Raw genomic sequence first — 25248 nt, 5'->3', positions numbered from 1 at the left:
CGTCGTTTGGCAGTGAAGAATGCGGGCTACCACGGAGACATTGCAGACAGGCCGGCGTCGAGAGGAACTCACGTTTTCCTTTGGGCCATTCCAACTCGTTCCGCGCCGCCAGCTTCTTCTTTTCGATGGCCACCCGGTCAAAATGGGCGGCCGCGCCTTTGAGCTGTTACAGCTGCTGGTGCAGCGTCGCGGCGAACTCGTCAGCAAGAATGAGCTGATGGAGGCCGCTTGGCCCGGCACCTTCCTCCACGACAGCAATCTCAAGGTCAATATGTGGAGCTTGAGGCGCTCGCTGGGCGACACGCAGGTTGAACCCGTCTACATCGCAACGGTGGCGCGGCGGGGTTACAAGTTCATTGCGGATGTGCAAGCCAGCATCGGCGAGATCGGGGACGAACTTGCGCATGCGGAGCCGGCCAGCTTGTCGAGGCCGCCCGTGGTGCGAGGCATCGTTGGTCGCGAAGCCGAAATCGCCGATACTGCCCAGGCGTTGATCGGAAATAGGCATGTCACGCTGACAGGCGCGGGCGGCATCGGCAAGACGACGGTCGCCATCGCAGCAGCACAGGTCTTCGCGCCCCGCTGCCGTGATGGCGTGTGCTTCGTCGATCTCGCGACAATTGCTGATCCCATGCTCTTCGGCGCTGCGCTGGTAACGGCCTTGGGGATCAGGGGCAATCCGGACAACAACATGACTGCCGTCCTCGATTATCTGAGGTCGCGCCAAATGCTGGTGGTTCTGGACAATTGCGAACATGTGTTGCCTGCCGCCATCATGTTTGCCGGCAGGTTCATGACCGACACATCGTCTTCCAGGCTGCTGGCCACCAGCCGCGAGCCGCTCGGCACCCCCGCTGAGCATCTGATGCGGCTCGGTTCGCTTGGCTCGCCCAGGCCCGGCTCCGCCCTTACAATCGATCAGGCCATCAAATTCCCCGGGGTGCAGCTGTTTGTCCGCGCCGCCGCAGAGTGGTCGGACTATCAGTTCGTCGATGACGACTGCGAAGCGGTCGCCCGGATATGCCACGCGCTCGACGGCCTTCCTCTGGCCATTGAATTGGCGGCAGCCCAGCTCGGCAGGTTCACGCCTCGCCAACTGGTGACGCTTCTCGATCAAAACCTGGGTTTTCGCGCCCCCGGTATCGACGGCGCGACGCCGCGTCATGAAACCCTGATGGCGACGATCGACTGGAGCTTCAAGCTCCTGTCACAGAGGGAAGCCAGACTGTTCGGTTTGCTGTCGGTGTTCAGTGGCGCGTTCGACGCCGAGGATGCCGTTTTTGTCGCGGAGGCTGCGGGGCTCACACCGGTCGACGTCGTCACCGGCCTCGGCGGCCTGGTGACCAAATCGTTGTTGAACGCGCAAGTGCAAGGAGCCAGCCTTCGCTATCGGCTGCTGGACAGCACACGGCATTATGCAGCGGAGCGCCGGCTGGCTGATGCTGCATCCCGCCATGCTCTGCACCGTCACGCACAGCGGGTGCTCGCTCTGTTCGAACAGTCCGAGGAGGAGTGGAACTGGCGCGAACCCGCCGATTGGACGCACCGCTACCTTGCTCGCATCGCGGACTTGAGGGCAGCTTTGTCATGGGCGTTTGGCGAGGAAGGGGACCCTGCCCTCGCGATCAGGCTGGCGGTGGCCGGCATCACCTTGTGGTCGGAGACGTCGATTCTTTCGGAGGCGCAGGCACGGTTGGAGACCGCGCTCAGCTTGGCCAAGTCCATTGCATGTGACGATCTGCTCCGTGCAAAACTCGCCTGTGCGCTGGGATGGAGTCTGTTCTACGCGCGCAAGCTCTCGAACGAGAATGCGCTTGCATGGCTCGATGCTATTGCCTTCGCAAGGCGTGCCGGGGATGTCGAGTATCAGCAACGTGCATTGGTGGGGTTTGCCTTTTACCTGCTGCAGATCGGTCAAATCCCGCGTGCGATTACCCATCTTGAAGAAGCAACGGCGCTGGCCGATCGGGACCGTGACCTGACGGCAACGTCCGAAGCCGATCGCGCTTGGGCATGGGCTCACGCCTTCGCCGGCGAATTGGGCAAGAGCCGCCTGGTTCTCGATCGCCTCGCGGCGACCTATTCGCTGGCCGAAAGCCGTTCGCGGAAGGATGCGAACGAGGTTTATCGTTTCATCACCGTTCGTTTCAATCTGCCTTTCGTGGCCTGGATGCAGGGGCAAGCCGAATATGCGGCGAAGCTGGCCAACGATGCCGTCGAAGCTGCGGATCGCGGCGGTCACTGGGTGTCGCAGTCGAATGCGCTAGGGCTCGCCGCGCTTCCGATCTCACTCGAAAACGGGAATTTGGCGGCGCTCGAGCATTACACGGAGCGGCTGCGTCGCAATCTGGATCGAGAGCGCATCTCGCGCTGGATTCCGGTCGAACGCTATTTCTCGGCCTGCCTGCGCGATTTGCGCGGAGATCTTGCGGCAGTGGAGGACATCCGTGCGGCGATCGAGGAGCTGATCGACTGTCGCTTCGTGATGCGGATCGGCAGCTATCTCGCCGTCCTCAGCCGCGCCTATCTGCGACAAGGGCGGATCGAAGAGGCACGAAAGGCGATCACAAGGGCTATTCACCATCAGGAAGATCAGGGAGAGCGCTGGTGTCGTTCGGAGCTTCAGCGGGTCGAGGCGTCCGTACTCCTTTCCGAAGGTGAGCCGCGTCTTGCCGAAAGCCTGTTACAGCAGGCACTGGACGAGGCGCGCGCGATAGGGGCGAAGACCTTTGAGCTGCGCGTAGCCACCGATCTTGCAACGCGCTGGATAGCGGCCGGGCGCCGGCCGAAGGCCGTCCGATTGCTCACTTCGATCTACGAGCAGTTCAGTGAAGGGTTCGAAACTCACGATCTGCTCGCAGCCGCGTGCCTGTTGGAGCGCGCGCGAGCGTCCGCTTAGGACATCAGGCGGCCAGCCCCTTCATGACTACACGTGCTACCGCGTCGCCAGCACCACCGCCGCCAGCGTGAAGATCAGCGCGGCGATCTGCCCCGCTCCCAGCGGCTCGTGCAGCGCGATCGCGGACGCCACGACGCCGATGACGGGCACTGCCATGGTGCCGATCGCAGCAACCGAGGCCGGCAGGCGCGCAAGGGCTGCGAACCAGCTGACATAGGCGATGCAGAACTGCACCACGGTCGAATAGACCAGCAGCCACCAGCCGACCGGCGTCACCAGCTCCAGATGCGTGGTCTCGACGGCGAGGCCGATGATCGTGATGGGCAGGCAGCCGATCCCGATCTGCCAGGCCGCGGCCGTGATCGGCGGCAGGCGGATCGGGTACTTCTTCGAAAACACCGTGCCGAGCGCGAAGCCGAGCGCGCCGCACAGCGCCATGACGATGCCCGGCAGCTTGTCCGCGGTGGCGGCAAAGCCGTTGCCGCCCATGATCGAGGCGAGGCCAGCAAAGGCCATCACCAGCGCGATGGTCCGCAACAAGGTCGGCCGCTCGCCGAGCACCGGCCAGGCGATCAGCGAGGCCCAGACCGGCATGGTGTAGGCGATCAGCGCCGCTTCGCTGGCCGGCAGCCACAGCAGCGCCAGGCCCATCAACACCATCCAGCCGGTGACGTTGAGGATCGCGGCGGTCACGAGCCGCGGCCAGATCTCGCGCGGGACCCTGAGGCTGTCAGCGCGGATCAGCGCCAGCGCCGCCAGCAGCACCGCGCCCAGCACGCCGGTCACCCCGCGCAAGGTCAGCGGCGGCAGCTCGGAGAGCAGGAACTTCGTCACCGGCCAGTTGAAGCCCCAGCCCACCGAGGTGATGGCGAGGAACATCAGGCCGGCCGGGGCGATGCGCGGTCGCAGCACCGGGCGAGTCGAATCAAGCATGTGGGTAGTCCGGCAAAATCTGACCGAGCTTGGCGCGGATTCGGGCCTGCCACCACCACCCCGGCGGGCATGCCTGCCCTTACCTACCGTAGCCCTACGTGAGTCCCCCGGAGGCAAGCCCGCGACTTAAAAATATACCTGCCCTGTGAACAGCGGGGTGAAGCCTCAGCAGGACCCCAAGATGCAAATTTTTTCGGTTGGGAATCCCTGAGGACTCACTGATACTTGGCTCAACAACAGGCGCGGGCCTGCCCCCTGTTATCCCCCACAATCCACCATATTTAGTATTTGATTCAGGAACTCGCACTAGTTCTTGACGGGCGCAATGGAGAGTCCTAGTTTTCGATCCGTTCGGCGCGAGTGTGTTTGCGTCCCGCCGGCACTCCCCCAAAGGGTCTGCAAAACAGCACTCCGCCAAGCCAGACAAAGGCAGCGGGATACGGGCTTGTCTGCCCGGCGAGCGGACTTTTCGGGCGCCTGAACGGGCTGGAAACAGGCCCGGATGGCAATGGTTGAAGACGTGACGTTGTGGGGCGTTGAACGCATGTCGGGCTCATCCCTTTGGGGCGGATGGGTCTGGACGTGCCGGCGGGTGATCGGTGCGCGCATCGAACAATCGCGTCGGGAGAAAAATGGGCCGGGTCCACCGGCTGAGCTGCGTTGCCAAGGGGCCCGACCGCCCTCAAGCACCGCGAAATGAAATGATGACCCGGCACGCCTGAACGGAGGCGGTCCGGTCAAAGATAGGACGGGGCAAGACCATGCGGATTGAGCGGCGCCACACCACTTCGGGACAGTCACCTTACGCCGGCATCGAGTTCCGGCTGACCACGTCGGAGATCAGGAATCCCGACGGCTCGGTCGTGTTCAAGCTCGACAATGTCGAGGTCCCGACCGCGTGGTCGCAGGTCGCCTCCGACGTCCTGGCCCAGAAGTATTTTCGCAAGGCCGGCGTTGCCGCGCGCCTGAAGAAGGTCGAGGAAGAATCCGTCCCCTCCTTCCTGTGGCGCTCCGTGCCCGACACCGAGGCGCTGGCCCTCCTGCCCGAGAAAGAGCGCTTCGTCAGCGAGCTCTCGGCCAAGCAGGTGTTCGACCGTCTCGCCGGCTGCTGGACCTATTGGGGCTGGAAGGGCAAGTACTTCTCCTCCGACGAGGACGCCCAGACCTTCTACGACGAGCTCCGCTACATGCTGACCATGCAGATGGTCGCGCCGAACTCGCCGCAATGGTTCAACACCGGTCTGCACTGGGCCTACGGCATCGACGGCCCCGGCCAGGGCCATTATTACGTCGACCCCTTCACCGGCAAGCTGACCCGCTCGAAATCCTCCTACGAGCACCCGCAGCCGCACGCCTGCTTCATCCAGGGCGTCGGTGACGACCTCGTCAACGAGGGCGGCATCATGGACCTCTGGGTCCGCGAAGCCCGCCTGTTCAAATACGGCTCCGGCACCGGCTCCAACTTCTCGCGCCTGCGCGGCGAAGGCGAACGCCTCTCCGGCGGCGGCCGCTCGTCCGGCCTGATGAGCTTCCTCAAGATCGGCGACCGCGCCGCGGGCGCGATCAAGTCGGGCGGCACCACGCGCCGCGCCGCCAAGATGGTCGTCGTCGACGTCGATCACCCCGACATCGAGACCTATATCGATTGGAAGGTGAAGGAGGAGCAGAAGGTCGCGGCTCTCGTCACGGGATCCAAGATCAACCAGAAGCACCTCAAGGCGGTGCTCAAGGCCTGCGTCAATTGCGAGGGCTCGGGCGACGACTGCTTCGATCCCGAGAAGAACCCGGCGCTCCGCCGCGAAATTAAGCTCGCGCGCCGCAGCCTCGTGCCCGACAATTACATCAAGCGCGTCATCCAGTTCGCCAAGCAGGGCTACAAGGACATCCAGTTCGACGTCTACGACACCGACTGGGATTCGGAAGCCTATCTCACGGTGTCCGGCCAGAACTCCAACAATTCGGTCTCGCTGAAAGACGACTTCCTGCGCGCGGTCGAGACCGACGGCGACTGGAATCTCGTGGGACGCACCACCAAGAAGATCACCAAGACCCTGAAGGCGCGCGACCTCTGGGAAAAAATCGGTTACGCCGCCTGGGCGTCGGCCGACCCCGGCCTGCACTTCAACACCACCATGAACGACTGGCACACCTGCAAGGCGTCCGGCGACATCCGCGCCTCCAATCCGTGCTCGGAATACATGTTCCTGGACGACACGGCGTGCAACCTCGCCTCCGCCAATCTGCTGACGTTCTACGACATCCCCTCCAAGCGTTTCGACGTCGAGGGCTACGAGCATCTCTGCCGGCTCTGGACCATCGTGCTCGAAATCTCGGTGATGATGGCGCAGTTCCCGTCGAAATCGATCGCCGAGCTCTCCTACGAGTTCCGCACGCTCGGCCTCGGCTACGCCAATATCGGCGGCCTCCTGATGACCATGGGCCTGTCCTATGACAGCAAGGAAGGCCGCGCGATCGCCGGCGCGCTGACCGCGATCATGACCGGCATCACCTACAAGACCTCGGCCGAGATGGCGGCCGAGCTCGGCACCTTCCCCGGCTACAAGAAGAACGCCGCGCACATGCTGCGCGTGATCCGCAACCACCGCCGCGCCGCCCATGGCCAGTCCAACGGCTACGAGGCGCTCAGCGTCAACCCCGTGCCGATGGACCTGGTGTCGTGCCCGCAGACCGACCTCGTGACGCATGCGCAAGCCGCGTGGGATGCGGCGCTCGAGCTCGGCGAGAAGCACGGCTATCGCAACGCCCAGACCACGGTGATCGCGCCGACCGGCACGATCGGCCTCGTCATGGATTGCGACACCACCGGCATCGAGCCTGATTTTGCGCTGGTGAAATTCAAGAAGCTCGCCGGCGGCGGCTACTTCAAGATCATCAACCGCGCGGTCCCGGCCGCGCTGCGTGCACTCGGCTATCGCGAGAGCGAGATCGCGGAGATCGAGGCCTACGCCGTCGGCCACGGCTCGCTCTCCAACGCGCCCGGCATCAACGCCTCGACGCTGAAGGCCAAGGGCTTCACGGATGAGGCCATCGCCAAGGTCGAGAAGGCGCTGCCGACCGCCTTCGACATCAAGTTCGCCTTCAACAAATGGACCTTTGGCGAAGACTTCATCCGCGACCAGCTCGGCATCGGTGCCGAGGCCATCGCGGCCCCCGGCTTCGACCTGCTCCAGGCCGTCGGCTTCACCAAGCGCGAGATCGAGGCGGCCAACGTCCACATCTGCGGCGCGATGACGGTGGAAGGTGCCCCGCACCTCAAGGCCGAGCACTATCCGGTGTTCGACTGCGCCAATCCCTGCGGCAAGGTCGGCAAGCGCTATCTCTCGGTCGAGAGCCACATCCGCATGATGTCGGCCGCTCAGCCCTTCATCTCGGGCGCGATCTCCAAGACCATCAACATGCCGAACGACGCCACTGTGGAGGACTGCAAGTCCGCCTACATGCTGTCGTGGAAACTCGCATTGAAGGCCAACGCGCTCTACCGCGACGGCTCCAAGCTCAGCCAGCCGCTCAACTCGCAGCTCATCGCCGACGATGAGGACGAGGACGATGCGATCGAGCATCTCTACGACAAGCCGATGGCGGCACGTACCGCCCAGGTCTCGGAAAAGATCGTCGAGAAGCTGGTCGAGCGCATCATCGTGATGCGCGAGCGCGAGAAGATGCCGGATCGCCGCAAGGGCTACACCCAGAAGGCGGTCGTCGGCGGACATAAAGTCTATCTCCGAACCGGCGAATATGACGACGGCCGCATCGGCGAGATCTTCATCGACATGCACAAGGAAGGCGCGGCACTGCGCTCCTTCATCAACAACTTCGCCATCGCGGTGTCGCTGGGCCTCCAATACGGCGTGCCGCTCGACGAATATGTCGACGCCTTCACCTTCACCCGCTTCGAGCCGGCGGGCCCCGTGCAGGGCAACGACAGCATCAAATACGCGACCTCGATCCTCGACTACGTCTTCCGCGAACTGGCGGTGAGCTATCTCAGCCGCTTCGACCTCGCCCATGTCGATCCCAGCGAGACCGGGTTCGACGTGCTCGGCAAGGGCGTCGAGGAAGGCAAGGAGCCGGATGATCACGGCCAGCGCGCCTCCAAGCTGGTGTCGCGCGGCCTCACCCGCTCCCGCACCGACAACCTCGTGGTGATGCGCGGCGGCTCGACCGCGGTCGCGCAAGGCAACGACAGCGCCCCGGCCGGCGGCTCCAAGGTCACCTCGCTCGCCTCGCACGGCGCAGGCCGTGCCGGCGACGTCCTGGAAGGCGCGGTCGCGCTGAAGCAGGAAGTCGCCCACGACCTCTCGCCCACCGAGAAGCTGGAGGCCCTGCAATGGAGCAAGGCCGGCAGCGCGCAAACCGCAGTGCCCAGCAAGGCCGAGCGCCGCGCGGAAGCCAAAGCCAAGGGCTACGAAGGCGAGATGTGCTCGGAGTGCGGCAACTTCACGCTGGTGCGGAATGGCACCTGCATGAAGTGCGATACGTGCGGAAGCACGACGGGGTGTTCGTGAGAAGGTAGATAAAGAAGATCGTGAGGCCTGGATTCAATCCAGGCATCCAAAAAGGGCAGCCGAGAGGCTGCCCTTTTTTGTGTGGTTGTTTTGATGCACCATTGCGCGCTTCGAGGGAATATCGCACAACTGCTCAGGGCTCTAACGGCTGGGGAGATGAATGTACGACCTTATCAAAAAACAAATTTCATCTGACTATTTTCAAACGCGATTCAGCAATGACGGGCAAAGGTTCGTTGCTTGGTATCTTCGGAACATTCTCTTCCGAGATATGAATGAGACGCGGGACGACATCACCGACGGAGGCAACGATAAACAGATTGACGCAATTGTCGTCGACGACGACAAGGCCTTAATTCACATCGTACAGGGAAAATTCGTCCAAAATGGCGTCGTCGATGCAGAACCGCTACGAGAGGTTTTGTCGGCTTGGTTGCAAGTAAAAGACCTCGCGCGCCTGCAAAATGTCGCGAATGGCAGACTGCAGCGTAAACTGTCTGAGCTGGCGACGGCGATCGATGATGATTATGAGATTTCCTTCGAACTCATCACCACCGGAGTACTCACAGAAGCTGCGGCCGCTGATCTTGAAGCCTTCCAACAAGAGCTAGCGAAAATTGGCGAGAGGGACGATATAGACGCCACCATTCATGTTATCGACCATGACGAGCTGCGTCGCAGATACGAATTCGCGATCGAAACGGACAACCCAAGCGTCAACTATACTCTGCAGCTGACTGGCAGCAAGTATATGTACCACGAGATCGCTGGCACGCCTGTCTTGATTGCAGCAGTTCCACTCAAAGAATGCATCAAGTTGCCCGGCATAAAGGATGGAACGCTCTTTCAAAAGAACGTCCGGCAGAGTCTAGGAATAAGCAACACTGTAAACAAAGGAATTCGGGCCACCCTTCTTGGAGACAAACGGGCTGACTTCTTCTTCTTTCATAACGGAGTGACCGCCCTTTGCAATCAGATGCGACTGGAATCGGATACGCTAAAACTGACTGGACTAAGCGTTGTCAACGGCTGCCAATCGCTAAATACTATTCTTTCATGCAGCGAAACCGTAAAAAAACACGAAGACGCATTCATCCTGTTTCGCTTCTATGAAATTCCGCAAAGAGACCGCGCCGATAAGATTTCCATTTACACAAACTCGCAAAGCGCAGTTAAAGCCAGAGATCTTCGCAGCAACGACAAGCGCGTTTTGGCGATCAAGAGGGCTTACGAGCTCAAGTATCCGACTGGGCACTTCCTGTGCAAGCGCGGCGAGAATGCTCCACCCGAGAAAGACGAAAGTCTGATCGTCGAGCTGTCAGGCCTAGCAAAGAATCTGATCGCCTGGCATTCACAACGCCCCAATCTTTCGTATGGAGAGACGAAGATATTCGACAAATATTTTGAGACGCTGTTCAAGAATAAGGACTATCCACCAGAGAACGTATTTGCTCTAAATACCTGGATGAAGGCAGTTTTGAACACCTGGGTTGGCTCGAATCCGCTTAGCCTCAATGAAACGCTTTTGGCCATGAAGGCGTACGCTCCCTATCATCATCTGTATGCCGTCGGCATGTGTTTCTCGATTCTAAATAATCAGTCCGAACGCGTTCCGATCCCGAGCCGCGCGTACACTGTGGCGTCGGCAAATGGAATGGTCGAAGAAATCGTGAAGATTGCTGGGATCAGCCTCAACGCAGCGCTTGAGACAGCCGCGAACGAGCCGCAGCCAGCCAATCGAGTATTCAGTCCACAAAACTGGGTCAAGACAAAGACTTGCCTAGCTGGCATTAACGGTGCAATCCGCAATTACTCAAACATGCTGCAAATGATGCCGGGCGGACCGGACATCAGGCGCAGGCTTACCGCAGCCACGCAACTGAGCCCCAATGATTTCGAATATCGGTGGTCAGCTGATTGAGACGACTTATAATTACGGTGACAGTGCACCAAATTTACTCGCTCCGTCCTGCCGATCTGCGGCTTCGGCTGGCGTTGGTGAACGGCGTCAATCAAGTGCACTGTCACCGACATCGAGACTGGTTCCAGCTTCGATGCTCATCAATGTCCGACCGCCGAAATTACCTTTGCGTTCGCGCCCTTCCCTCCTAAACTCCGACCACCATCGGCATCGGTTCCGACGGGCCCGGTAGACGCGGAGTCAGATTATGCCCAAACCGGAAAGCTTCCAGATCGAGAAGATTTTCGTCCCCACGAAAATGAAAAAGGCGATCAAGCCCGAGATCGTCGGGGAGATCGCGGAAAGCATGCTGGACATCGGACAACAGGAACCCATTTCCGTCCGGCTCGACGGAGACCGCCTCGTTCTGGTCGAGGGACTGCATCGGCTCGAAGCCTGCAAGGCGCTCGGCGAGACGACCATTATCGGTGTCCTCGTCCCGGCGGAGCTTGCTCAACACAGGCCGCTACTGTCGGAGCGACCCGAAGTCGAGGCAGAGCGCCTCAAGATGGCGCGATTGAAACAGTTGCGCCTGGAGAAGGAAGCCGCAGAGGCATCGATCGCTGGCTCGAAGGGCGTCAACGCAACGGAAGCGCCGCGCAGCCGTCCGGCGAAAGGCGTCCGCGACAATCCGAAGGCATCACCGGGCCGGACCGTGGCATCGACACCGAAAACATTGTCGGACTGGATCACGCAGCAAAAGGGCCACGGCGGCCGCTATTGATGGCCGGCGATGACGGTGCCAGTGCACTTCACCTGTCGATGTAGAGTCAATGCACGTCGCCGTAATCCGCGAAATGGTCAGGCCGACACGGCCGCAAACGCCCGCGCCCCCCTCCTACTTCGTATTGGCCTCGACCGCCTCCAGCAGCGGCATCTCGCGATGCGACTCGCAGAAGCGCGAGAGCTTGTTGCCGTTCTTGTTCAGCGCTTGCGTGTCCACAACGGGATTGTTGCGGCGGCCGGCGTAGAACCCGGCGAGCCAGACGTTCACGGTCTGCATGTGGGTAATGCGCTGGGTGATGTACTGGTCGCAGCTGATCTTGGAAACGTCGACCAGCACCTGGGCCTTGGCCGGCACGATCAGCAGCAGGGCCGCGAAGGCACCAAGGACGGTCGCTCTTGTCTGAACCATGTTTTCCTTCCGATGAATGTTTGCACGGTGGAGGTGGTCGGGCGCTGCCTGCTTGATCCAGATCAAGGGGCGGCCCGTTGCCTCCCCCGCAGCCCATCCCCGCATCTCATCCTGGGAGCTGCGGCTAACCGTTCCTCAGGCTCAGGATGTAGCTCACCAGCGCATCAGCCTGATCGGGCGCGATGATCAGATTCGGCATGTTCTGGTGGCTGGTCTTCAAGAACACTTTCAGCGAAAGCGCGGTGGTGCCGTTGCGGTTCGCGATGGCTTCGAAGCTCGGGGCGGTATCGAACAATCCGGCGATGCCGGGCTCGACCGCGTGGCACGTCTGGCACCACGCTTGCGCAAGACGATGCCCCTCCGATGCCGTGCGCACGGCTGCCCTTGATGCTCCGCCGGCGCTGTGGACGATCATGACGAGAAACAGCCCCGACAACGCGATCAGGATGGCGAGGCCGACATAGCTGCGAATGCTCCGCGACATAGCCGTACCTCGCCATTGCTTGGCAACTTCGCGAGCGTAGGCCGGCGCGAGCAGACGGAATTGATCCCGATCAAGAATTGCGAGCTACGGCTGACAAGGCGCTCATCCGGGCCAGGAGCACTTCGATGTCGGGCCTCGATCCGACCTACCCCCAAGCCCGCCATAATTTCTCCTTCGCACGCGCGTTGTGTGGGACGGCGGCGAGTCCTATCGTTCCAACGATCGAACTGCCGTACTCCCATTGACGCCCGACTGGAGCGAGAGCGCATCGGTGCCCGAGACGAACGACCCCAAACCTGACGACCACAAGCCGGACGCGGCGCGCGCCGACGGCGGGCTGGCGCGGGCCTACGACCGGATCAAGAGCGCGGAGCAAGACCTTGCGCGGCTGGACCGGCTGGTTTCCGGAATGGAACGCGGCAGCGAAGGCCCACGGGTCTCGCGCGCAAGCGCCGGTGCGGAGGCTGTCCAGCCTCCCAAGGACAAGGCTCCCGAGGACAAGACTCCCAAGAGCACGGCGCTGGCGCCGGCTAGCACGGTTCGCACCCAAGGCCTGAAGGGAGATCGGCCCATGCTGCGCGCTCTGGTCGCTCTCGTGCTGGCGATCGGCGTTCTCGGTGTCGCCTTCGCTTCGCAATATCGCGACGAGGCCAGGTCGATGACCAAATCGATCATGGCGCGATGGGCTCCGCCGGCCGCGAGCGAGCCTCCGCGAGCGTCCGCGGTTGAAAGTCCGGCGCAACCGCCGGCCGTGCAATTGGCTGCCGCGGACGAGCCCGGCACCGTGCCCGCGCCGCCGGCCGGCAAGGACACGGAGAGCAATGCAGGGTTTGACGCTTCAAGATCCGACGCTTCAAGAGCTGGCAGCACGACGCCTGACCCCTCGTCGTCTGATCTCGCGCAATCGCTCAAGACCATCACCAGCGAGCTTGCGAACATCAATGGAAAGCTCGAGCAACTGAAGAGCCGCAACGAGCAGGCGCTGCGCGAGCAGACCGACACCATTCAACAGCTCAAGGCGGCGCAGGAGAAGGATGCGGCGGCCAATGCGCGCCTCGCCGCACAGGTCCAGGCGCTGCAAAAGGAGCTGACGACGTCATCCGCATCGTCATCCGCACCTGCATCCGCGAAACCCGCCGCGCGGAGCGCGATCAGCAACGATGCCGCCGCGCCTGCACGGCCGCATGTGCAAGCGGCCGCACCGCGGCGACCCCGGCCGTCGCGCGGGCCCTGGATGCCCCCGCCCTATATGGTCGATCCCTACTACGGCGATCCGGATTGGTGAGCCCGCAGGGCAAAGCGAGCGCTTCTGCGCCGGCACACAAGCTGGCGGGCCGGCATCAATCCCGCGGCGAGATCTGAAGCTCCATCAACGCCATGCGCTCCAGCACAGCTGGGTCTCGCTCGCCCTCCTTCGCCGTGCGAAGGATTGTCTCCGCGATCGACCTGACATGCGCAGAGCTGACCGGGGCCGGCAGTGACGCAACCGCCGTGTCCAGCGCGGTTTTCATGATGCCGATGGTTTCAGGCGTAAAAGATGCATTGGAAAAGTCTAGCATGCAGGATCCGATCTGGAGGTCATCACGAGCGTCGCTTGTTTCGAGTGACTGCTGATCTGCGCAATCCGGTCGACCAGGGCCGTCAGATGTCGCGGTAATGGGTCGTGCTCGCCGCCAAGCTTGCTCCGCAGGCGGTCGCCTATTTCATCGCAGATCGCGAGGCTGGAGCCGCGGTCGATCTCAATGGCATTGCGAACATCAGGGCTGTTCATGAAGGTTTCCGGTTGATACGCACGGAGGACGCATCGCGCCGAGCCGCTCTCACAACGCGTCTGCGGTCTTGTTCAGGCGAGGATCGGAGCTTCGATCTCGCTGCGCTCGGGGATCACAGGCTCAACGGCCCCATCGGGCCAGAGTTCCCTCCGAACACAACTTATGTTTGGATTTCACGGAAGCGGCAGTTTCTGCGGCTTGCGGCGGTTAAGGACCGTAGCCCGGATGGAGCGAAGCGAAATCCGGGATCTCGCGCCAAGCCACGCTGGTCCCGGATTGCGCTACGCTCCATCCGGGCTACAGGCCTCCATCAGACCATCGCTTCGTTATCTGCCACAGGACGCTTTCCGTCCTCTGAATCTTCGGAGCGAGCAGTCCGGCTTCCCGCCGCGAAAATGTCGTGCACCAGCCCGAGCTTTCCGAGACCGAGAATGATCAGGCCGTTGATGTCGATCTCGTACCAGGCGTGCGAAATGTAGGCGTCGCGCGGAAACCGGTGATGGTTGTTGTGCAGGCCTTCGCCAAAGGTGAGGATCGTGGTCACGAACTCGTTGGTGGTGCCGTCGTCGAGATCGAAGCGGCGGTAGCCGTAGCGGCCGTCGCTGTGGCAGACCGAGTTGACCAGCGATGTCGCCATGGTCATGAGGTAGCTGCGGAACAGGCCGGAGAACAGGATGCAGCCGGTCATCGTGTGCACGCCGCCAAAGGCGTAGCCGATCGCGCCCGGAATGATCACGGCCGAGAGCGCGTACCAGTACCAGCGCGTCCTGGTGAAGAACATGGCGATCGGGTCGGCCAGGATATCCTTGGCGTAATATCCGGCATCGGTGGTGGCCTGGTCCCACACCCAGCCGCCTTGCGCATGCATCATCCCCTTGGCGAAGGTGACATAGGGGTTGCCGTCGCCGTCATAGTAAGGGCTGTGGACATCGCCGGGCTTGTCGGAGTGCAGATGATGCCGGCGATGATTGCTCACCCATTTCAGGATCGAGCCCTGCACCGCCATGGTGGCGACGGCCGCGAACAACGTGCGCATCACCGGACCGCAGCGGAAGCTGCGGTGCACGAAGTAGCGATGCATGAAGCCGATCCCGACCGTCGACAGCGCGAACGTGCCGGCGAAGACCGAAACCTCCACCCAGCCGATGCCTTGCCAGAAGGCCCAGACCAGCGCCGCGATCGACCCTCCGATCATGATGACGAAGGAGATGTAGGAATCGCGAAACTTGGCGTCGACCACCGGACCTTCGACCAGCACGCCCGGCGGCATTTTCCGCTCCGCAGCTTCCGCCAACACCACGCTTTCAATGACGGTCATTCCAGCCGATCCATTCACACAAAATTAACCCTGTTGCGGCGCACAGTACAACCTCGGGTTATTTCCATCAAGGATACAAGCTGCCGTGGGAGTACGGAGCGGCGGCTGCGGCTTGCGGCGGATGACGGATAAGAACGTAGCCCGGATGAGCGCAAGCGAAATCCGGGATTCGTGCCACGCGGGCCGTCACGCGCTGCGGACGGTCCGGCCCCGGATTACGCTTCGCTCCATCCGGGCTACGGGATCACCACCAATACGGCCACCGCCAGCCCTCGTAGCGGACATACGACGACACCAGCGGCGGGCCGTAGGGATCGACCCGGTCGTCTTCCGGGCGATAACGATAGCGCGGAGCGATATTGTAATCCCACGGCGTCGGCCTGAGCACGGGGACATCCACCCTCAGCCGCTGTTCATCCACCACGCGCGCCTTCCGCGTCCGGGCTTCGGCACCCGATATCCCGACGTTCCACAGCACCAGCGCCGTTCCGAGCGCACACGCGACAGTCATGATCTTCATGCGTTGGTCTCCTTGTCCCCAGAGTGCAAAAGGACGCCAAGCAAGGCAAGCGAATTTGCGATCAAGCTTTGCCGGAATGACCGACGCTGGCCGCCCCGCCATCATTGCGAGCGAAGCGAAGCAATCCAGACTCTCGGCGGAGGGACTCTGGATTGCTTCTCGGAGCCTGTCATCGGGCCGCGCTTCGCGCGGACCCGTTGGCTCGCAATGACGAAGAAGTGACGGCACGACGCGCTTCTGACCCCGCCCCCTACTCCCGCGCGCGCCGCACCGCCTCCGTCAGCTTCATCCTCTGCTTGTCCCACCGGCTCTGCTCCGCCTCGGCGCGTTGATCGAGCGCGGCGCGCTCCGCTTCGATCGCCTCCGACCGCGATTCGTGCTGCCGCCTCGCTTCGTCAAGCGCCGCCTGCGCGCTCGCGACCGCCTTGTCGCGGCGCGCGCGCTCTTTGGCGCGGGCCGCCTCTTCCTTGCGGCGCTCGGCTTCCCGCCGCCGCTCTTCCTTCTCGAACGCCGCGGCGGCCTTGCGCGCCTGTTGATCGTCGAGCTTGCGCGATGGTTGCTTTGCCGCCTTTGAAGGAATCTCTTTCGGCTTGGATTTGGCTTTCGACTTGGCCTTGCGCTTCGGCGTGGCTTCGTCGTCAGCGAGATCGGTCGGCAAACCGGAATGCTCGGTGAACGGGCCGTCCGATCCGACCGGACGCCTGAGCACCACGCCCGGCTTCTCCATCGTCGCCGCGACGATGTCGGGATCGTCGGTCTCCTTCGCGGCGCCCTGGTGAAACAGATTGGACCTGGCGCCCCAGGCGTCCAGCGCCGCCTTCATCGAGGGCGCGGCGATCGCCTGGTCGTAGAAGCCGAGCGAGGTCTGGTAGGTCTTCAGTTTTCTTTTTGGTGTCTTCGGCATGTCGCCCCACGGCCCGGCGCGGCACCATCACGCGAACCTTCGCCCACGATGACATCATGCCCCTGTTTTGCCCGACGAGTCAAATGAATTTCGGTATCGCCGAAGTCGATGCAAGCCCCCGTAGCCCGGATGGAGCGAAGCGTAATCCGGGACGGTGCCCGCCGCAGGATTCCCGGATTGCGCTTCGCTCCATCCGGGCTACGGTCCATTGTCACCGCTTTTTCGGATTTCCAACACACTGAAATCCCTCGGGATTTCTACTGTGCATGGGGTTGTTTTCGACGTTTTTGTTTTGGCGGGTCGCCACCTACGCCGCGTCGACATCCTCGGGCGCCGGCCCCGCGACGAGCCCGTCGAGACCGACCATCAGGAGATCGGCGATGTGCATGAGCTGATACAGCGGAATGTCCGCCTCGCCCTGCTCGGCCAGCGCCACGAAGGCCGGCGTGGCGCCGATCAGCTCGGCGAGCTGGGCTTGCGTGTAGCCGCGCTTTTCGCGGGCAGCCTTGAGGCGCGCGCCGATCCCGAGGCGGTGCCGGGACTGCTCGTCCGCGGTCATCATCACGGCCTGCTCGTCCGCGCTCGCATAGCCGTCCACGAACGCGCCGCCGATCAGCCTGCCTTTGCGCCACGCGACCCGGCAGTGCTTGCGCAGTCCGCTGCTGAAGACCAGCGTGAACTGCTCGGCGACCCAGAGCGAGGCGTTGAGGCCGAGCCGCGCGCCGGTGCCGGAGACATCGCGGATCGTGCAGGGCGCGCTGATGATCTTGCCGGTGCCGTTGTCGAACTCGACAATGCCGGTGCGCAACGTGCGATGCCTGACTGCGGCGCGATGCTCGCTCATGACGGGACGTTCCTCCCGCGGCTACGTCGCAGCCGCAAATTCCGGACCTCGATACCGCAGAGTTTTTCCCGAACTCCTAAATTTCCAAGGGTTCCACCAGGACTGAAAGCCATGGTAAAGGATTTGCTCCCAATCCATCTTTTTCCGGCGGAAAGCGTGCGGCGCGCCCGTGACGGGCGACGAGGCAAACGATGACCGACGCGATGAAATGTCCGACCTGCAACTCCGAGCACGCCTATCAGGATCGCGGCCTCTGGGTCTGCCCGGAATGCGGCCATGAATGGAGCGGCACGGCGGAGGCCGCCGCCGACGCCGCGCAGGAGGCCGGCGTGCGCGATGCCAACGGCAATGCGCTCACTGATGGCGACAGCGTCATCGTGATGAAGGATCTCAAGGTCAAGGGCTCCTCCTCCGTCGTCAAGGGCGGCACCAAGGTCCGCAACATCCGCCTGCAGGACGCCACCGACGGCCACAACATCGCCTGCAAGATCGACGGCATCGGCGCGATGAATTTGAAATCGGAGTTCGTGAGGAAGGCGTAAGCCGAGGCCAAGCCGTATGTCGCAATGTTCAGAAGTGGACATACGCAGCTGCGCCAGAGCGGTACCCATCAGTCAACATCCGAACGAACGATTTTTGGGAGGCCGCTCTGCGAGGACCGCCAACAGGGGACGCGACCTGGTCAAACCCGACCGATGACATGTTCGACAATCTGAGCGATCAGGCCGTCTTGCGATTGTACGAAAACATCCGGCATCAGGTTGCCGCCGACAAGGCGCTCGGAGGCAGGTATCGACTGCTCGGAAAATCCGCCAGCGAACGCGCCGAGCGGCTCGGGCGGGAGCTGACCGGCCGCGGCGTCAAGTTCACCGCCATCGAATGGTAAGCGCCGTTTTGAGGCTTGCGATCTATCGCTGCCGCTGCGCCAGATAGAATCCGCACAGCACCGTCACCAATCCCGCCGTCTGCAATAGGGTCGGCGGCTCGCCGAGCAGGAGCCAGCCGGTGAGCACCGTCAGCGCCGGCACGCAGGCGGGGACGACGGCTGCGCGGGCGACGCCGAGGCGCTGGACAGAGACGGCGAACAGATAAAGCGCAGCCGGGCCCGCAAGCACGCCCTGCGCCAGCGCCTGGATGGCGTTCTCACCGATGCCGATCGCCGCGATCCGCGCCAGTCCGCCGGTCATGAGGTAGATCGGCAGCAGCAGCAGCGACAGCACGTTGATGACGAGCGCAGCCGACACGGCGGAGACACGCCAGTGGCGCACCAGCGCGCCGAAGCCTGCGAACATCAATCCGGTCAGCACGAAGGTCAGATCGCCGAGCACGCCGTCGACGCCGATATGGCCGATCGATTCCGCGCCGATCACGCCGAGCCCGCCGACGATGACCAAGGCGCCGGCGATGCGCGACGCGGAGACATGCTCTTTCAGGAACAAGGCCGCGAGCAGCAGGCCGCCGAGCGTCGCGCAGGAGGGCTGAATCACGCTGCCATGACCGAGCGGCACGAACAGAAATCCAGTGTAGGAGATCAGCGACATCACCGGGCCGCCGAGCACCATCAGCGCAAGGCCCCTGCCCCAGCCGATGCCGCAGAGGTCGGAGATTCCGCCGCGTATCACCAGCGGCAGGAACGCGATGCCGGACCAGACATAGCGATGCACCAGCAAATCGACCGGCGTGAAGCCGACCTTGAGCCCGTGCCGCGTGCCGGCAAAGCCGAGCGCCCAGAACAGCGCCGCGGCGAGGCCGCAGAGCACGCCGACAAGCGCCGACGCCGCATCGTTCTTTTGAGTGAGAGCGTCGGCGCCGCTCGTCCGCTGATCCATAAGCAAGGCTTATGTCAGCGCGCGACGAGGCTCAACCCACGCGTTTGCAGATCTGGCTAGAAAAATCCAGGGCTGAGATCGAGCCCATAGGTCAGGCTGAGCACGAACACGAACAGCGCGGCGGCTGCGAACAAGGCGAGATGCCTGAGAATGAACGCGCGCGGCGAGACGCTTGCAACAACCGCTTTCTGTGCAACAGGCATGACTACTCCATTATGAAAATGATTCTTGGCTGCTCAATAAGCGGCGCCCGCATCAAGCGCCGCGATCTGCAAAGCAACTATTAAAGAGATCACACTCGCTTTGAACGGCCGTACACAACCGGCACGTGATCATGACTCGCTGCGAAAAAAAACCGCGCTCCCGAAGGGGAACGCGGTCTTGGCAGGCTCGCAGAAAGCGAGCCTGCATGACGTTGACTTGACGTTGGCGTGTAGCGTCCCCAGATCAGCGGGCGCTGCCCGTCGTGACATCAGCCGTCTTCACCTTGCGCGGCGACAGAACGCGGACCTGGTGGACCGAAGCGATCGTGGTGGGCGCCGAGGCCTGCTGCTCGACATGCGCGGCACCGAGCACGCGCACCTGCATCGGGGAAACCGGAAAGCCGTTGGCCTCATAAGTCGGCAGCTCGGCGGCGAAAGCCGCGGTGCTGCCCGCGATCGTCAGGATGGCCGCGGCGATCGACAGAGTCTTCTTGTTCATTGGTGATGCTCCTGATGGAAGGTTCGGAGCACATCTAAGCGCATTTTGCTGCATTGCGACATGCGTTGCTGCATTGCAACAACGCGCCCGGCGCATGGCAATATGTTTAATGCGCACAAGGCTTTGGCCGAATCACCGCCGGCTGCGACATGACACTTTTATGAGTGGCGATCAGCCGCCGAGCACATGGCCCCAGCCGTCGAAGACGTACGCCCTCCAGATCACGGTTCCGCCCTCGCCCGGCCGGCTGGCACGCCTGAAATCGTCGGCCTGCTCAGCGGTCCAGGTGATGATCGTATCGGAGAGTTGGTCGTGCAGAATGGCGGGCTCGTTGGGGTCGAAGGCATCCATGGGACGAAGCGAGGAATGCGTCATGGGCGCCTAACGCTCCAGCCGGCCCAAGGTTGCGAAGCGCCGGGGCGCCGCACCACACAGCTCATTTCAGCGCTGTCGCCAGCGATTGCAGCTTTGCGACGAGGTTGGTGCCGAGGGCGTAGATGATCTCGATGATCGCGAGCGCGATGCCGGCTGCGATCAGGCCGTATTCGATCGCGGTGGCACCGGATTCATCAGCGGCGAATTCAGCCCATTTGCATTTCAGCTTCATGCGCGTGTCCTTCCCAACTCTGCCGAAAATCGCCGGCGCGGGAGACTTGCACGACCACAATCCAAGATTGAGTAAGCTCAACCGCCTCAACTTGACGACAATGAAGGCTGCATTTGCAGGCTCTTTCGGCTGCGGCACCCTTGGAACCGAATGGAACCCGCGTTGCCCCAGCGCAACACCCGCTCGAAAAGCCCGCTTTCGCCGAATTGCGCCATTGCGCCGCCACACCGTCCTCCGAACAATCGACGCGCGGCATGCCTTTTCGTGCAAGATTGTCTGGTCAAGACTGTTCGGAGAAGACGAGGTTCGACAGAACCGTTTGGAGGCAGGGATCATGAATGATCGGCGGTCTCTTCTGGTGGCGGTCTCCTGCCCCTCGGCGGTTCTCGCCGGCTGGCTGGCGCTCTCTTTGTCCGCCTATGCCCCTGCCCTCATCGAGAACAGCGGCGCCAATGCTTCCGCCGTCTCGCGCGCGAAGGATCTCAGCCGGCTCGACCTCGCCGACATCCCGCACGCTGCGGCCATCGAGGACGGCGTCGCCCTGACCGCGGATATCGCGGCCGCCGTGGCTGCGACACCAGGATTGGTCACCGCCGAAGCGGCAGCGCCCGAGGCGCCAGCTCCGGCCATCCAGCTCGCCTCGGCCGACCCGGTGCTGATCTTGCCGACCGAAGCGCCGCTCGCACCGCAGATTTCGCCTGACCCGATACCAGTCGCCAGTGAGGTTGCTCCGGCTCCGGCGTCGGAGCCCGTGATAAAGCTCGCATCCGCCGATCCCACCGAGATCGAGACGACGGACGCACTGTCGCCCGCGACGATCGCGACCGGCCCGGTGCCCGCGGCGAGCAAGGCCTCGCCGTCTGCGGACACGACCGCGGTCCTCGACGAATGCTACGTGATGGAAGCCTGCATCGACCGTTATCTCTGGGCGCTCTACCAGCGCACACCCAAGGAAGACTCGATCAAGGTCGAGGATCGCCGCGCCGTCACCGTCAAGCGCAAGGGCAAGATGGTGACCGTGATGCGCAGCTTCACGAAACTGGTCGACGAGGACTTTGGCTGGAAGGATCCGAAGGCGGCCGACCGCGCCGGCATGTCGATGATGGACTACGTCATCGGCGGCATGGACAAGAGTTTCAAGAAAAAGCTGTTTCGCACGCTGCTCGCGGCCGAGGCCGCCGGACTTTCGCCTGGTATCACCAGCGCGTTCCGCGACGACTATCGCCAGTCGATCGCGAGCGGCCTGAAGGCCGCCTCCGACCGCTCCTATCACGGCGGCAGCACGCGCGGCGGCTACGGGCACGGTATGGCGGCCGACATCGTCAGCACCAAGGGCGACAACCGCGCGCAGCGCTGGGTCTCGACCGAGGTGCTGTGGAAGTGGGTCGATGCCAATGGCAAGGCGCTCGGCATCGGCCGACCCTATCTCGGCCGCGATCCACCGCATGTCGGCCCGGTCGACGGTACGGAATACGTCTCGCGCCGAGGCACGTCGGACCGCAAGGAAGCGAGCGTCAAGCCGAGGAAGGCGCGGGCCGTGGCAAGCGCGAAGCTGCCAAAGGCGAAGGCACAGGCGACGCGCGAGCAGAAGGTCCCTGCGAAGCCGCAGAAATCAGCGCAATCGGCCGCGAAGCGCGCGACCTGAGTACTACCGTCCCGGCGTCGGCAGCGGCACGAGCCGCATCTCCGCGGTGCCGGCCTCCTGCGTCCGCACCAGCACTGCAAAGATGGTTTCGACTGCGAGCCGCACCGCCGCCTCCGTCGCTGTGCCCCTGGCCAGATGCGCCGCGATCAGGCCGGTGAGAAGATCCCCGGTGCCTGAGGGGCGGATCGGCAGGCGCGGCGTCGCAAAGCGCGACAACTGACCGTCGGCGCACAGAATCGTTTCCACCTGCCCTTCCGCCGTATCAGTGAGCGTGCAACCGGTGGCGACCACGTCGATGCGGCCGGTCCCGGCCAGCACCGCGCACGCCGCGCGCAGACCCTGCGCATCCGAGATGTCGAAGCCTGCGAGCAGCCCGAGCTCGAACTGGTTCGGCGTGGTCAGATTGGCGGCCGGCAGCAGCCGGTGCCGCACCACGTCCAGGATGCCGTCAGCGACGTAGACCCGGCCGTCATCGCCGATCACGGGGTCGCAGAGATAGACCAGCTTTGAATTGCGGGTCAGCGCCCGCTCGACGAAATCGGCAATGACAGCTGCATTGCCGGGCGAACCGAGATAGCCGGTAACGAGGACCGCGGCCTCGTCGACGAGATCGCGCTCCTCGACGCCTCTCAGCAGATCTGCAACGAGCTCTGTCTCGAGCACCCGCCCGCGCACGCTCGGATAACGCGGATGGTTCGACAGCAGCGTTGTCGGCACCGCCGCGACATTCACGCCTTCCGCCTGCATGGCATAGGCGGCGGCGCTGTTGCCGACATGACCGTGGACCACCTGGCTCTGAATGGAGATGACGAGCATGACGAGGTTCGTAGGAGTAAACGTCGAGCGAGACAAGGGTCGCGCGGGTCACGAAAACTCGTATCCAAGCCCGGGCCGCAGCGCCTGCATCTTCCGCGCCAGCCGCCGATGCCCGGTCTCCTCCGACCGCGCCAGCCGGTCCACGACCGCGACATGATCTACATCGCTCTTGTGCTGGTTGAGCTTGGCCTGCCCCTCGACGGTATCCACCACGAGATCGATGACGCGGATCGCGGCCAGCATGCTCTCGCGCTTGTCCGGCTCCATCTGCGCCAGGTCCCAGGGCGCCTTCGGCAGCCGCGCTTCCGAGACCGCGAGTAGTGCATCGCCGTGCCCGCGGTTCTCGTCGAGCCCGCGCAGATGCGCTACGCCCGACATGTGCACGGCCTCGTAAAGCCAGGTCGAGACGTTGTCGCGCGAAGAATACCAGTCGTTGGAGATGTAGGCGTCGTCGCCGGCAACGATCAGCAGGAAGCGCCGCGCGCCATCCGCTAGCGGGACAAGCGGATTCCTGGCGGTGAGATGGATCTGGACGATCGCACGCCCCTCGCGTTGCTCCAGCACGAACGGCACGTGCGAGGCGCGCGGCCCGCGCTCATCCGCCGCCACGATCATGCCGAAGCCGCGCTGGGCTGCGAATTCCAGCGCACGCTGCTCCTCGATCTGGAACTGGGAACGAAGGACATGCATGGCGCGGCACTCAAGCTCGACGAAGACGATGCGAGGCTAACCCATCATCGGGCGAAACCCGAAACGATATTGGGCCGCAAACGCAGATGTCAGGAATGATCTCAGCGACGCGCCAGCTCGCCGAGATAGGCGCAGAACATGTCAGCCATTCCGTCGGAATAGCGCGCGATCTCGGCCTCGCTGCGCGGTGTTTCCGAGAACCGCTTGCCGACCTCGCTCAGCGTCGTCTTGATCAACTCGCCGGCAAGCTCCCGCGTCGCATCCGGCGCCTTGGGCAGCGCCTCCCGCATGAAGGCTGCGACGATGCCCTCGCCGGCTGACCGTGCGTCCTGCGCCTCGGGCGCGTCGCGATAAAGTGGTGCGGCGTCATCGAGCGCGCCACGGATCGCAGCCTCCTCGCACTCGGAACGAATGAAGGCGCGGACCAGCGCGCGCAGCCGCACCAGTGGCGGTTTCGCCCGGTGCGCCAGGATGCCGCGCAGAAGCTCGCTCGTGCGCCGCCACTCGTCGCTCTGGAGGCGGAACAGGATCGCCGCCTTGTTCGGAAAATATTGATAGAGCGACCCGACGCTCACCCCGGCCCGCTCGGCCACCCGCGCCGTCGTGAAACGCTGCGCCCCCTCCTTGGCCAGGACCTGAACAGCCGCGTCCAGAATGGCCGCCACCAGCTCGTTCGAACGGGCCTGCTGCGGCTGTTTTCGTGAGGAAACTGAACGGCTTCGGCGATCGGCCATGGCGCCCTCGGGCAATGCGAATAGTGAATGCGACGAATTAGTCGTATTTCAACTCTCACGCAAGCACTCGCCTCACGGCGACCACTGGAGACTACACATGACCACCTCGACCATCATATCACTTGCACCACTGCTCGATCGTCTGTTCGACCAGGACGAAGCGGCGCGCGGCGCGATGCGAGCCGCGTTCGCCGATGTGACTGACGCCGACCGCACACGGATGATGCGGAGCAAGACCGCTTACCGCGACCTCTACGGGCGGCTGAAGGACGCACCGCTCGCGGTCTCCCGCGAGACCGGTCACCTGCTTTACATGCTCGCACGCAGCTCCCGCGCCAAAGCGATCGTCGAGTTCGGCACCTCGTTCGGCATCTCGACCCTGCACCTTGCCGCGGGCTTGCGCGACAATGGCGGCGGTTGCCTCATCACCACCGAATTCGAACCGTCCAAGGCGGCCCGGGCGCGCGAGAACCTCGCGGCCGGCGGGCTGCTGGACCTCGTCGAAATCCGCGAAGGCGACGCGCTGAAGATGCTTCAAGTCGACCTGCCCGACACGATCGATCTCGTGCTGCTCGACGGTGCCAAGGCGCTCTACCCCGATATCCTGGACCTGGTCGAAGGCCATCTCCAGCCGGGCGCGATCATCGTCGCCGACAACGCCGACGACAGCCCCGACTATCTGGCGCGCATGCGCAGGCCCGGAAGCGGCTACATGTCCACGGCCTTTGCCGAGGACGTCGAACTCTCCGTGCGGATCAACTAACGCCCCATCGAACCGGCGCGACACCAATGAGCCGCCGCGCGAACCATCGCGCGGCGGTTTCGTGCTGCGCTCCGCCGTGTCGCAGGCTCGTCACTGACACGTGATAGCTGGACCCGGGCAAACGTCATATTCCCCGTACCGCGCGGTATCTTTCTTTGCACAACACG

Annotated in this window: 26 protein-coding genes; 9 read left to right on the top strand and 17 right to left on the bottom strand. The window is 63.2% G+C overall.

Annotated elements, in window-relative coordinates:
* The first annotated feature begins 19 nt into the window (after positions 1-19).
* Positions 20-2899, top strand: coding sequence for an ATP-binding protein (locus AC0L2F_RS23490; protein WP_473250014.1), 2880 nt, complete (start codon positions 20-22; stop codon positions 2897-2899).
* A gap of 36 nt (positions 2900-2935) precedes the next feature.
* Here AC0L2F_RS23490 and AC0L2F_RS23485 read toward each other — a convergent pair whose 3' ends face one another.
* Entirely contained in the window at positions 2936-3832 is an 897-nt protein-coding gene (locus tag AC0L2F_RS23485; RefSeq protein WP_473250013.1) for a DMT family transporter, read from the bottom strand.
* 761 nt (positions 3833-4593) lie between these two features.
* On the opposite strand from AC0L2F_RS23485, the gene AC0L2F_RS23480 reads away from it, so the two are divergent.
* The 3 genes from AC0L2F_RS23480 (at position 4594) to AC0L2F_RS23470 (ending at position 11042) form a co-directional block, all read left to right on the top strand.
* Positions 4594-8358, top strand: coding sequence for a vitamin B12-dependent ribonucleotide reductase (locus AC0L2F_RS23480; RefSeq protein ID WP_473250012.1), 3765 nt, complete (start codon positions 4594-4596; stop codon positions 8356-8358).
* A gap of 160 nt (positions 8359-8518) precedes the next feature.
* Positions 8519-10279: an AIPR family protein gene (locus AC0L2F_RS23475; RefSeq protein WP_473250011.1), complete on the top strand. Its 1761-nt coding sequence runs from the start codon at positions 8519-8521 to the stop codon at positions 10277-10279.
* A gap of 247 nt (positions 10280-10526) precedes the next feature.
* Positions 10527-11042: a ParB N-terminal domain-containing protein gene (locus AC0L2F_RS23470; protein ID WP_473250010.1), complete on the top strand. Its 516-nt coding sequence runs from the start codon at positions 10527-10529 to the stop codon at positions 11040-11042.
* Between the two features lie 114 nt (positions 11043-11156).
* Here AC0L2F_RS23470 and AC0L2F_RS23465 read toward each other — a convergent pair whose 3' ends face one another.
* Both AC0L2F_RS23465 and AC0L2F_RS23460 read right to left on the bottom strand, forming a co-directional pair.
* Positions 11157-11453 (bottom strand): HdeA/HdeB family chaperone, encoded by a 297-nt coding sequence (locus tag AC0L2F_RS23465; protein WP_231170936.1) that lies wholly within the window; start codon positions 11451-11453, stop codon positions 11157-11159.
* Between the two features lie 124 nt (positions 11454-11577).
* Positions 11578-11937: a c-type cytochrome gene (locus tag AC0L2F_RS23460; protein ID WP_473250009.1), complete on the bottom strand. Its 360-nt coding sequence runs from the start codon at positions 11935-11937 to the stop codon at positions 11578-11580.
* A 271-nt stretch (positions 11938-12208) separates the two neighbouring features.
* Here AC0L2F_RS23460 and AC0L2F_RS23455 point away from each other — a divergent pair, with 271 nt between their 5' ends.
* Positions 12209-13222 (top strand): hypothetical protein, encoded by a 1014-nt coding sequence (locus tag AC0L2F_RS23455; RefSeq protein WP_473250008.1) that lies wholly within the window; start codon positions 12209-12211, stop codon positions 13220-13222.
* Positions 13223-13277: 55 nt separating this feature from the next.
* Here the strand turns inward: AC0L2F_RS23455 and AC0L2F_RS23450 are convergent, their stop codons facing one another.
* The 6 genes from AC0L2F_RS23450 to AC0L2F_RS23425 all read right to left on the bottom strand — a co-directional run bounded on the left by AC0L2F_RS23450 (position 13278) and on the right by AC0L2F_RS23425 (position 17295).
* Complete coding sequence (locus tag AC0L2F_RS23450) at positions 13278-13496, bottom strand: hypothetical protein (RefSeq protein ID WP_007609614.1); 219 nt, start codon at positions 13494-13496, stop codon at positions 13278-13280.
* Positions 13490-13708, bottom strand: coding sequence for a hypothetical protein (locus tag AC0L2F_RS23445; RefSeq protein ID WP_473250007.1), 219 nt, complete (start codon positions 13706-13708; stop codon positions 13490-13492). Before AC0L2F_RS23445 ends, AC0L2F_RS23450 begins: the two co-directional genes overlap by 7 nt.
* A 311-nt stretch (positions 13709-14019) precedes the next feature.
* Positions 14020-15027 (bottom strand): acyl-CoA desaturase, encoded by a 1008-nt coding sequence (locus tag AC0L2F_RS23440; RefSeq protein ID WP_473250006.1) that lies wholly within the window; start codon positions 15025-15027, stop codon positions 14020-14022.
* Between the two features lie 244 nt (positions 15028-15271).
* Positions 15272-15547, bottom strand: coding sequence for a hypothetical protein (locus AC0L2F_RS23435; RefSeq protein WP_473250005.1), 276 nt, complete (start codon positions 15545-15547; stop codon positions 15272-15274).
* Positions 15548-15797: 250 nt separating this feature from the next.
* Positions 15798-16451, bottom strand: a complete 654-nt coding sequence (locus AC0L2F_RS23430; RefSeq protein ID WP_473250004.1) for a cell envelope biogenesis protein TolA — start codon at positions 16449-16451, stop codon at positions 15798-15800.
* A gap of 307 nt (positions 16452-16758) precedes the next feature.
* On the bottom strand, positions 16759-17295 hold the full coding sequence (locus tag AC0L2F_RS23425; RefSeq protein WP_473250003.1) for a helix-turn-helix domain-containing protein: 537 nt from the start codon (positions 17293-17295) through the stop codon (positions 16759-16761).
* A 191-nt stretch (positions 17296-17486) separates the two neighbouring features.
* Between AC0L2F_RS23425 and AC0L2F_RS23420 the strand changes: the two genes are divergently transcribed.
* Both AC0L2F_RS23420 and AC0L2F_RS23415 read left to right on the top strand, forming a co-directional pair.
* The gene (locus tag AC0L2F_RS23420; protein ID WP_027569793.1) at positions 17487-17837 is read left to right on the top strand and encodes a zinc ribbon domain-containing protein YjdM; all 351 of its coding nucleotides are present in this window, start codon (positions 17487-17489) and stop codon (positions 17835-17837) included.
* A 158-nt stretch (positions 17838-17995) separates the two neighbouring features.
* On the top strand, positions 17996-18181 hold the full coding sequence (locus AC0L2F_RS23415; RefSeq protein ID WP_275171869.1) for a hypothetical protein: 186 nt from the start codon (positions 17996-17998) through the stop codon (positions 18179-18181).
* 22 nt (positions 18182-18203) lie between these two features.
* Here the strand turns inward: AC0L2F_RS23415 and AC0L2F_RS23410 are convergent, their stop codons facing one another.
* The 5 genes from AC0L2F_RS23410 to AC0L2F_RS23390 form a co-directional block, all read right to left on the bottom strand.
* Positions 18204-19124: a DMT family transporter gene (locus tag AC0L2F_RS23410; RefSeq protein ID WP_063992611.1), complete on the bottom strand. Its 921-nt coding sequence runs from the start codon at positions 19122-19124 to the stop codon at positions 18204-18206.
* Positions 19125-19180: 56 nt separating this feature from the next.
* Positions 19181-19327, bottom strand: coding sequence for a hypothetical protein (locus tag AC0L2F_RS23405; protein ID WP_167552239.1), 147 nt, complete (start codon positions 19325-19327; stop codon positions 19181-19183).
* Between the two features lie 244 nt (positions 19328-19571).
* Positions 19572-19826 (bottom strand): hypothetical protein, encoded by a 255-nt coding sequence (locus AC0L2F_RS23400; protein WP_007609605.1) that lies wholly within the window; start codon positions 19824-19826, stop codon positions 19572-19574.
* Between the two features lie 171 nt (positions 19827-19997).
* Positions 19998-20201: a hypothetical protein gene (locus tag AC0L2F_RS23395; protein ID WP_063992613.1), complete on the bottom strand. Its 204-nt coding sequence runs from the start codon at positions 20199-20201 to the stop codon at positions 19998-20000.
* A gap of 61 nt (positions 20202-20262) precedes the next feature.
* Positions 20263-20433 carry a Flp family type IVb pilin gene (locus AC0L2F_RS23390; RefSeq protein ID WP_007609602.1) on the bottom strand — a complete coding sequence of 57 codons (171 nt, stop codon included), beginning with the start codon at positions 20431-20433 and terminating at the stop codon, positions 20263-20265.
* Between the two features lie 334 nt (positions 20434-20767).
* On the opposite strand from AC0L2F_RS23390, the gene AC0L2F_RS23385 reads away from it, so the two are divergent.
* The gene (locus AC0L2F_RS23385) at positions 20768-22078 is read left to right on the top strand and encodes a M15 family metallopeptidase domain-containing protein (RefSeq protein WP_473250002.1); all 1311 of its coding nucleotides are present in this window, start codon (positions 20768-20770) and stop codon (positions 22076-22078) included.
* 3 nt (positions 22079-22081) lie between these two features.
* Here the strand turns inward: AC0L2F_RS23385 and pdxY are convergent, their stop codons facing one another.
* The 3 genes from pdxY to AC0L2F_RS23370 form a co-directional block, all read right to left on the bottom strand.
* A complete protein-coding gene (gene pdxY, locus AC0L2F_RS23380) occupies positions 22082-22894 on the bottom strand; it encodes a pyridoxal kinase (protein WP_473250001.1) in 813 nt (270 codons plus the stop codon).
* A gap of 48 nt (positions 22895-22942) precedes the next feature.
* Positions 22943-23584 (bottom strand): FMN-binding negative transcriptional regulator, encoded by a 642-nt coding sequence (locus tag AC0L2F_RS23375; protein ID WP_007609597.1) that lies wholly within the window; start codon positions 23582-23584, stop codon positions 22943-22945.
* A 101-nt stretch (positions 23585-23685) separates the two neighbouring features.
* Entirely contained in the window at positions 23686-24318 is a 633-nt protein-coding gene (locus AC0L2F_RS23370) for a TetR/AcrR family transcriptional regulator (RefSeq protein WP_007609596.1), read from the bottom strand.
* Between the two features lie 97 nt (positions 24319-24415).
* On the opposite strand from AC0L2F_RS23370, the gene AC0L2F_RS23365 reads away from it, so the two are divergent.
* The gene (locus AC0L2F_RS23365; protein ID WP_473250000.1) at positions 24416-25081 is read left to right on the top strand and encodes an O-methyltransferase; all 666 of its coding nucleotides are present in this window, start codon (positions 24416-24418) and stop codon (positions 25079-25081) included.
* The last annotated feature ends 167 nt before the right edge of the window (positions 25082-25248 follow it).

It is taken from the genome of Bradyrhizobium sp. Ken64 (assembly GCF_055807555.1).
This window is presented reverse-complemented; position numbering and strand designations above follow the sequence as displayed.

Excerpts from the sequence above, each read along its gene's own strand:
- AC0L2F_RS23490 (WP_473250014.1), top strand. The coding sequence starts at position 20 with ATGCGGGCTACCACGGAGACATTGCAGACAGGCCGGCGTCGAGAGGAA.
- AC0L2F_RS23485 (WP_473250013.1), bottom strand. The coding sequence starts at position 3,832 with ATGCTTGATTCGACTCGCCCGGTGCTGCGACCGCGCATCGCCCCGGCC.
- AC0L2F_RS23480 (WP_473250012.1), top strand. The coding sequence starts at position 4,594 with ATGCGGATTGAGCGGCGCCACACCACTTCGGGACAGTCACCTTACGCC.
- AC0L2F_RS23475 (WP_473250011.1), top strand. The coding sequence starts at position 8,519 with ATGTACGACCTTATCAAAAAACAAATTTCATCTGACTATTTTCAAACG.
- AC0L2F_RS23470 (WP_473250010.1), top strand. The coding sequence starts at position 10,527 with ATGCCCAAACCGGAAAGCTTCCAGATCGAGAAGATTTTCGTCCCCACG.
- AC0L2F_RS23465 (WP_231170936.1), bottom strand. The coding sequence starts at position 11,453 with ATGGTTCAGACAAGAGCGACCGTCCTTGGTGCCTTCGCGGCCCTGCTG.
- AC0L2F_RS23460 (WP_473250009.1), bottom strand. The coding sequence starts at position 11,937 with ATGTCGCGGAGCATTCGCAGCTATGTCGGCCTCGCCATCCTGATCGCG.
- AC0L2F_RS23450 (WP_007609614.1), bottom strand. The coding sequence starts at position 13,496 with ATGCTAGACTTTTCCAATGCATCTTTTACGCCTGAAACCATCGGCATC.
- AC0L2F_RS23445 (WP_473250007.1), bottom strand. The coding sequence starts at position 13,708 with ATGAACAGCCCTGATGTTCGCAATGCCATTGAGATCGACCGCGGCTCC.
- AC0L2F_RS23440 (WP_473250006.1), bottom strand. The coding sequence starts at position 15,027 with ATGACCGTCATTGAAAGCGTGGTGTTGGCGGAAGCTGCGGAGCGGAAA.
- AC0L2F_RS23435 (WP_473250005.1), bottom strand. The coding sequence starts at position 15,547 with ATGAAGATCATGACTGTCGCGTGTGCGCTCGGAACGGCGCTGGTGCTG.
- AC0L2F_RS23430 (WP_473250004.1), bottom strand. The coding sequence starts at position 16,451 with ATGCCGAAGACACCAAAAAGAAAACTGAAGACCTACCAGACCTCGCTC.
- AC0L2F_RS23425 (WP_473250003.1), bottom strand. The coding sequence starts at position 17,295 with ATGAGCGAGCATCGCGCCGCAGTCAGGCATCGCACGTTGCGCACCGGC.
- AC0L2F_RS23420 (WP_027569793.1), top strand. The coding sequence starts at position 17,487 with ATGACCGACGCGATGAAATGTCCGACCTGCAACTCCGAGCACGCCTAT.
- AC0L2F_RS23415 (WP_275171869.1), top strand. The coding sequence starts at position 17,996 with ATGTTCGACAATCTGAGCGATCAGGCCGTCTTGCGATTGTACGAAAAC.
- AC0L2F_RS23410 (WP_063992611.1), bottom strand. The coding sequence starts at position 19,124 with ATGGATCAGCGGACGAGCGGCGCCGACGCTCTCACTCAAAAGAACGAT.
- AC0L2F_RS23405 (WP_167552239.1), bottom strand. The coding sequence starts at position 19,327 with ATGCCTGTTGCACAGAAAGCGGTTGTTGCAAGCGTCTCGCCGCGCGCG.
- AC0L2F_RS23400 (WP_007609605.1), bottom strand. The coding sequence starts at position 19,826 with ATGAACAAGAAGACTCTGTCGATCGCCGCGGCCATCCTGACGATCGCG.
- AC0L2F_RS23395 (WP_063992613.1), bottom strand. The coding sequence starts at position 20,201 with ATGACGCATTCCTCGCTTCGTCCCATGGATGCCTTCGACCCCAACGAG.
- AC0L2F_RS23390 (WP_007609602.1), bottom strand. The coding sequence starts at position 20,433 with ATGAAGCTGAAATGCAAATGGGCTGAATTCGCCGCTGATGAATCCGGT.
- AC0L2F_RS23385 (WP_473250002.1), top strand. The coding sequence starts at position 20,768 with ATGAATGATCGGCGGTCTCTTCTGGTGGCGGTCTCCTGCCCCTCGGCG.
- pdxY (WP_473250001.1), bottom strand. The coding sequence starts at position 22,894 with ATGCTCGTCATCTCCATTCAGAGCCAGGTGGTCCACGGTCATGTCGGC.
- AC0L2F_RS23375 (WP_007609597.1), bottom strand. The coding sequence starts at position 23,584 with ATGCATGTCCTTCGTTCCCAGTTCCAGATCGAGGAGCAGCGTGCGCTG.
- AC0L2F_RS23370 (WP_007609596.1), bottom strand. The coding sequence starts at position 24,318 with ATGGCCGATCGCCGAAGCCGTTCAGTTTCCTCACGAAAACAGCCGCAG.
- AC0L2F_RS23365 (WP_473250000.1), top strand. The coding sequence starts at position 24,416 with ATGACCACCTCGACCATCATATCACTTGCACCACTGCTCGATCGTCTG.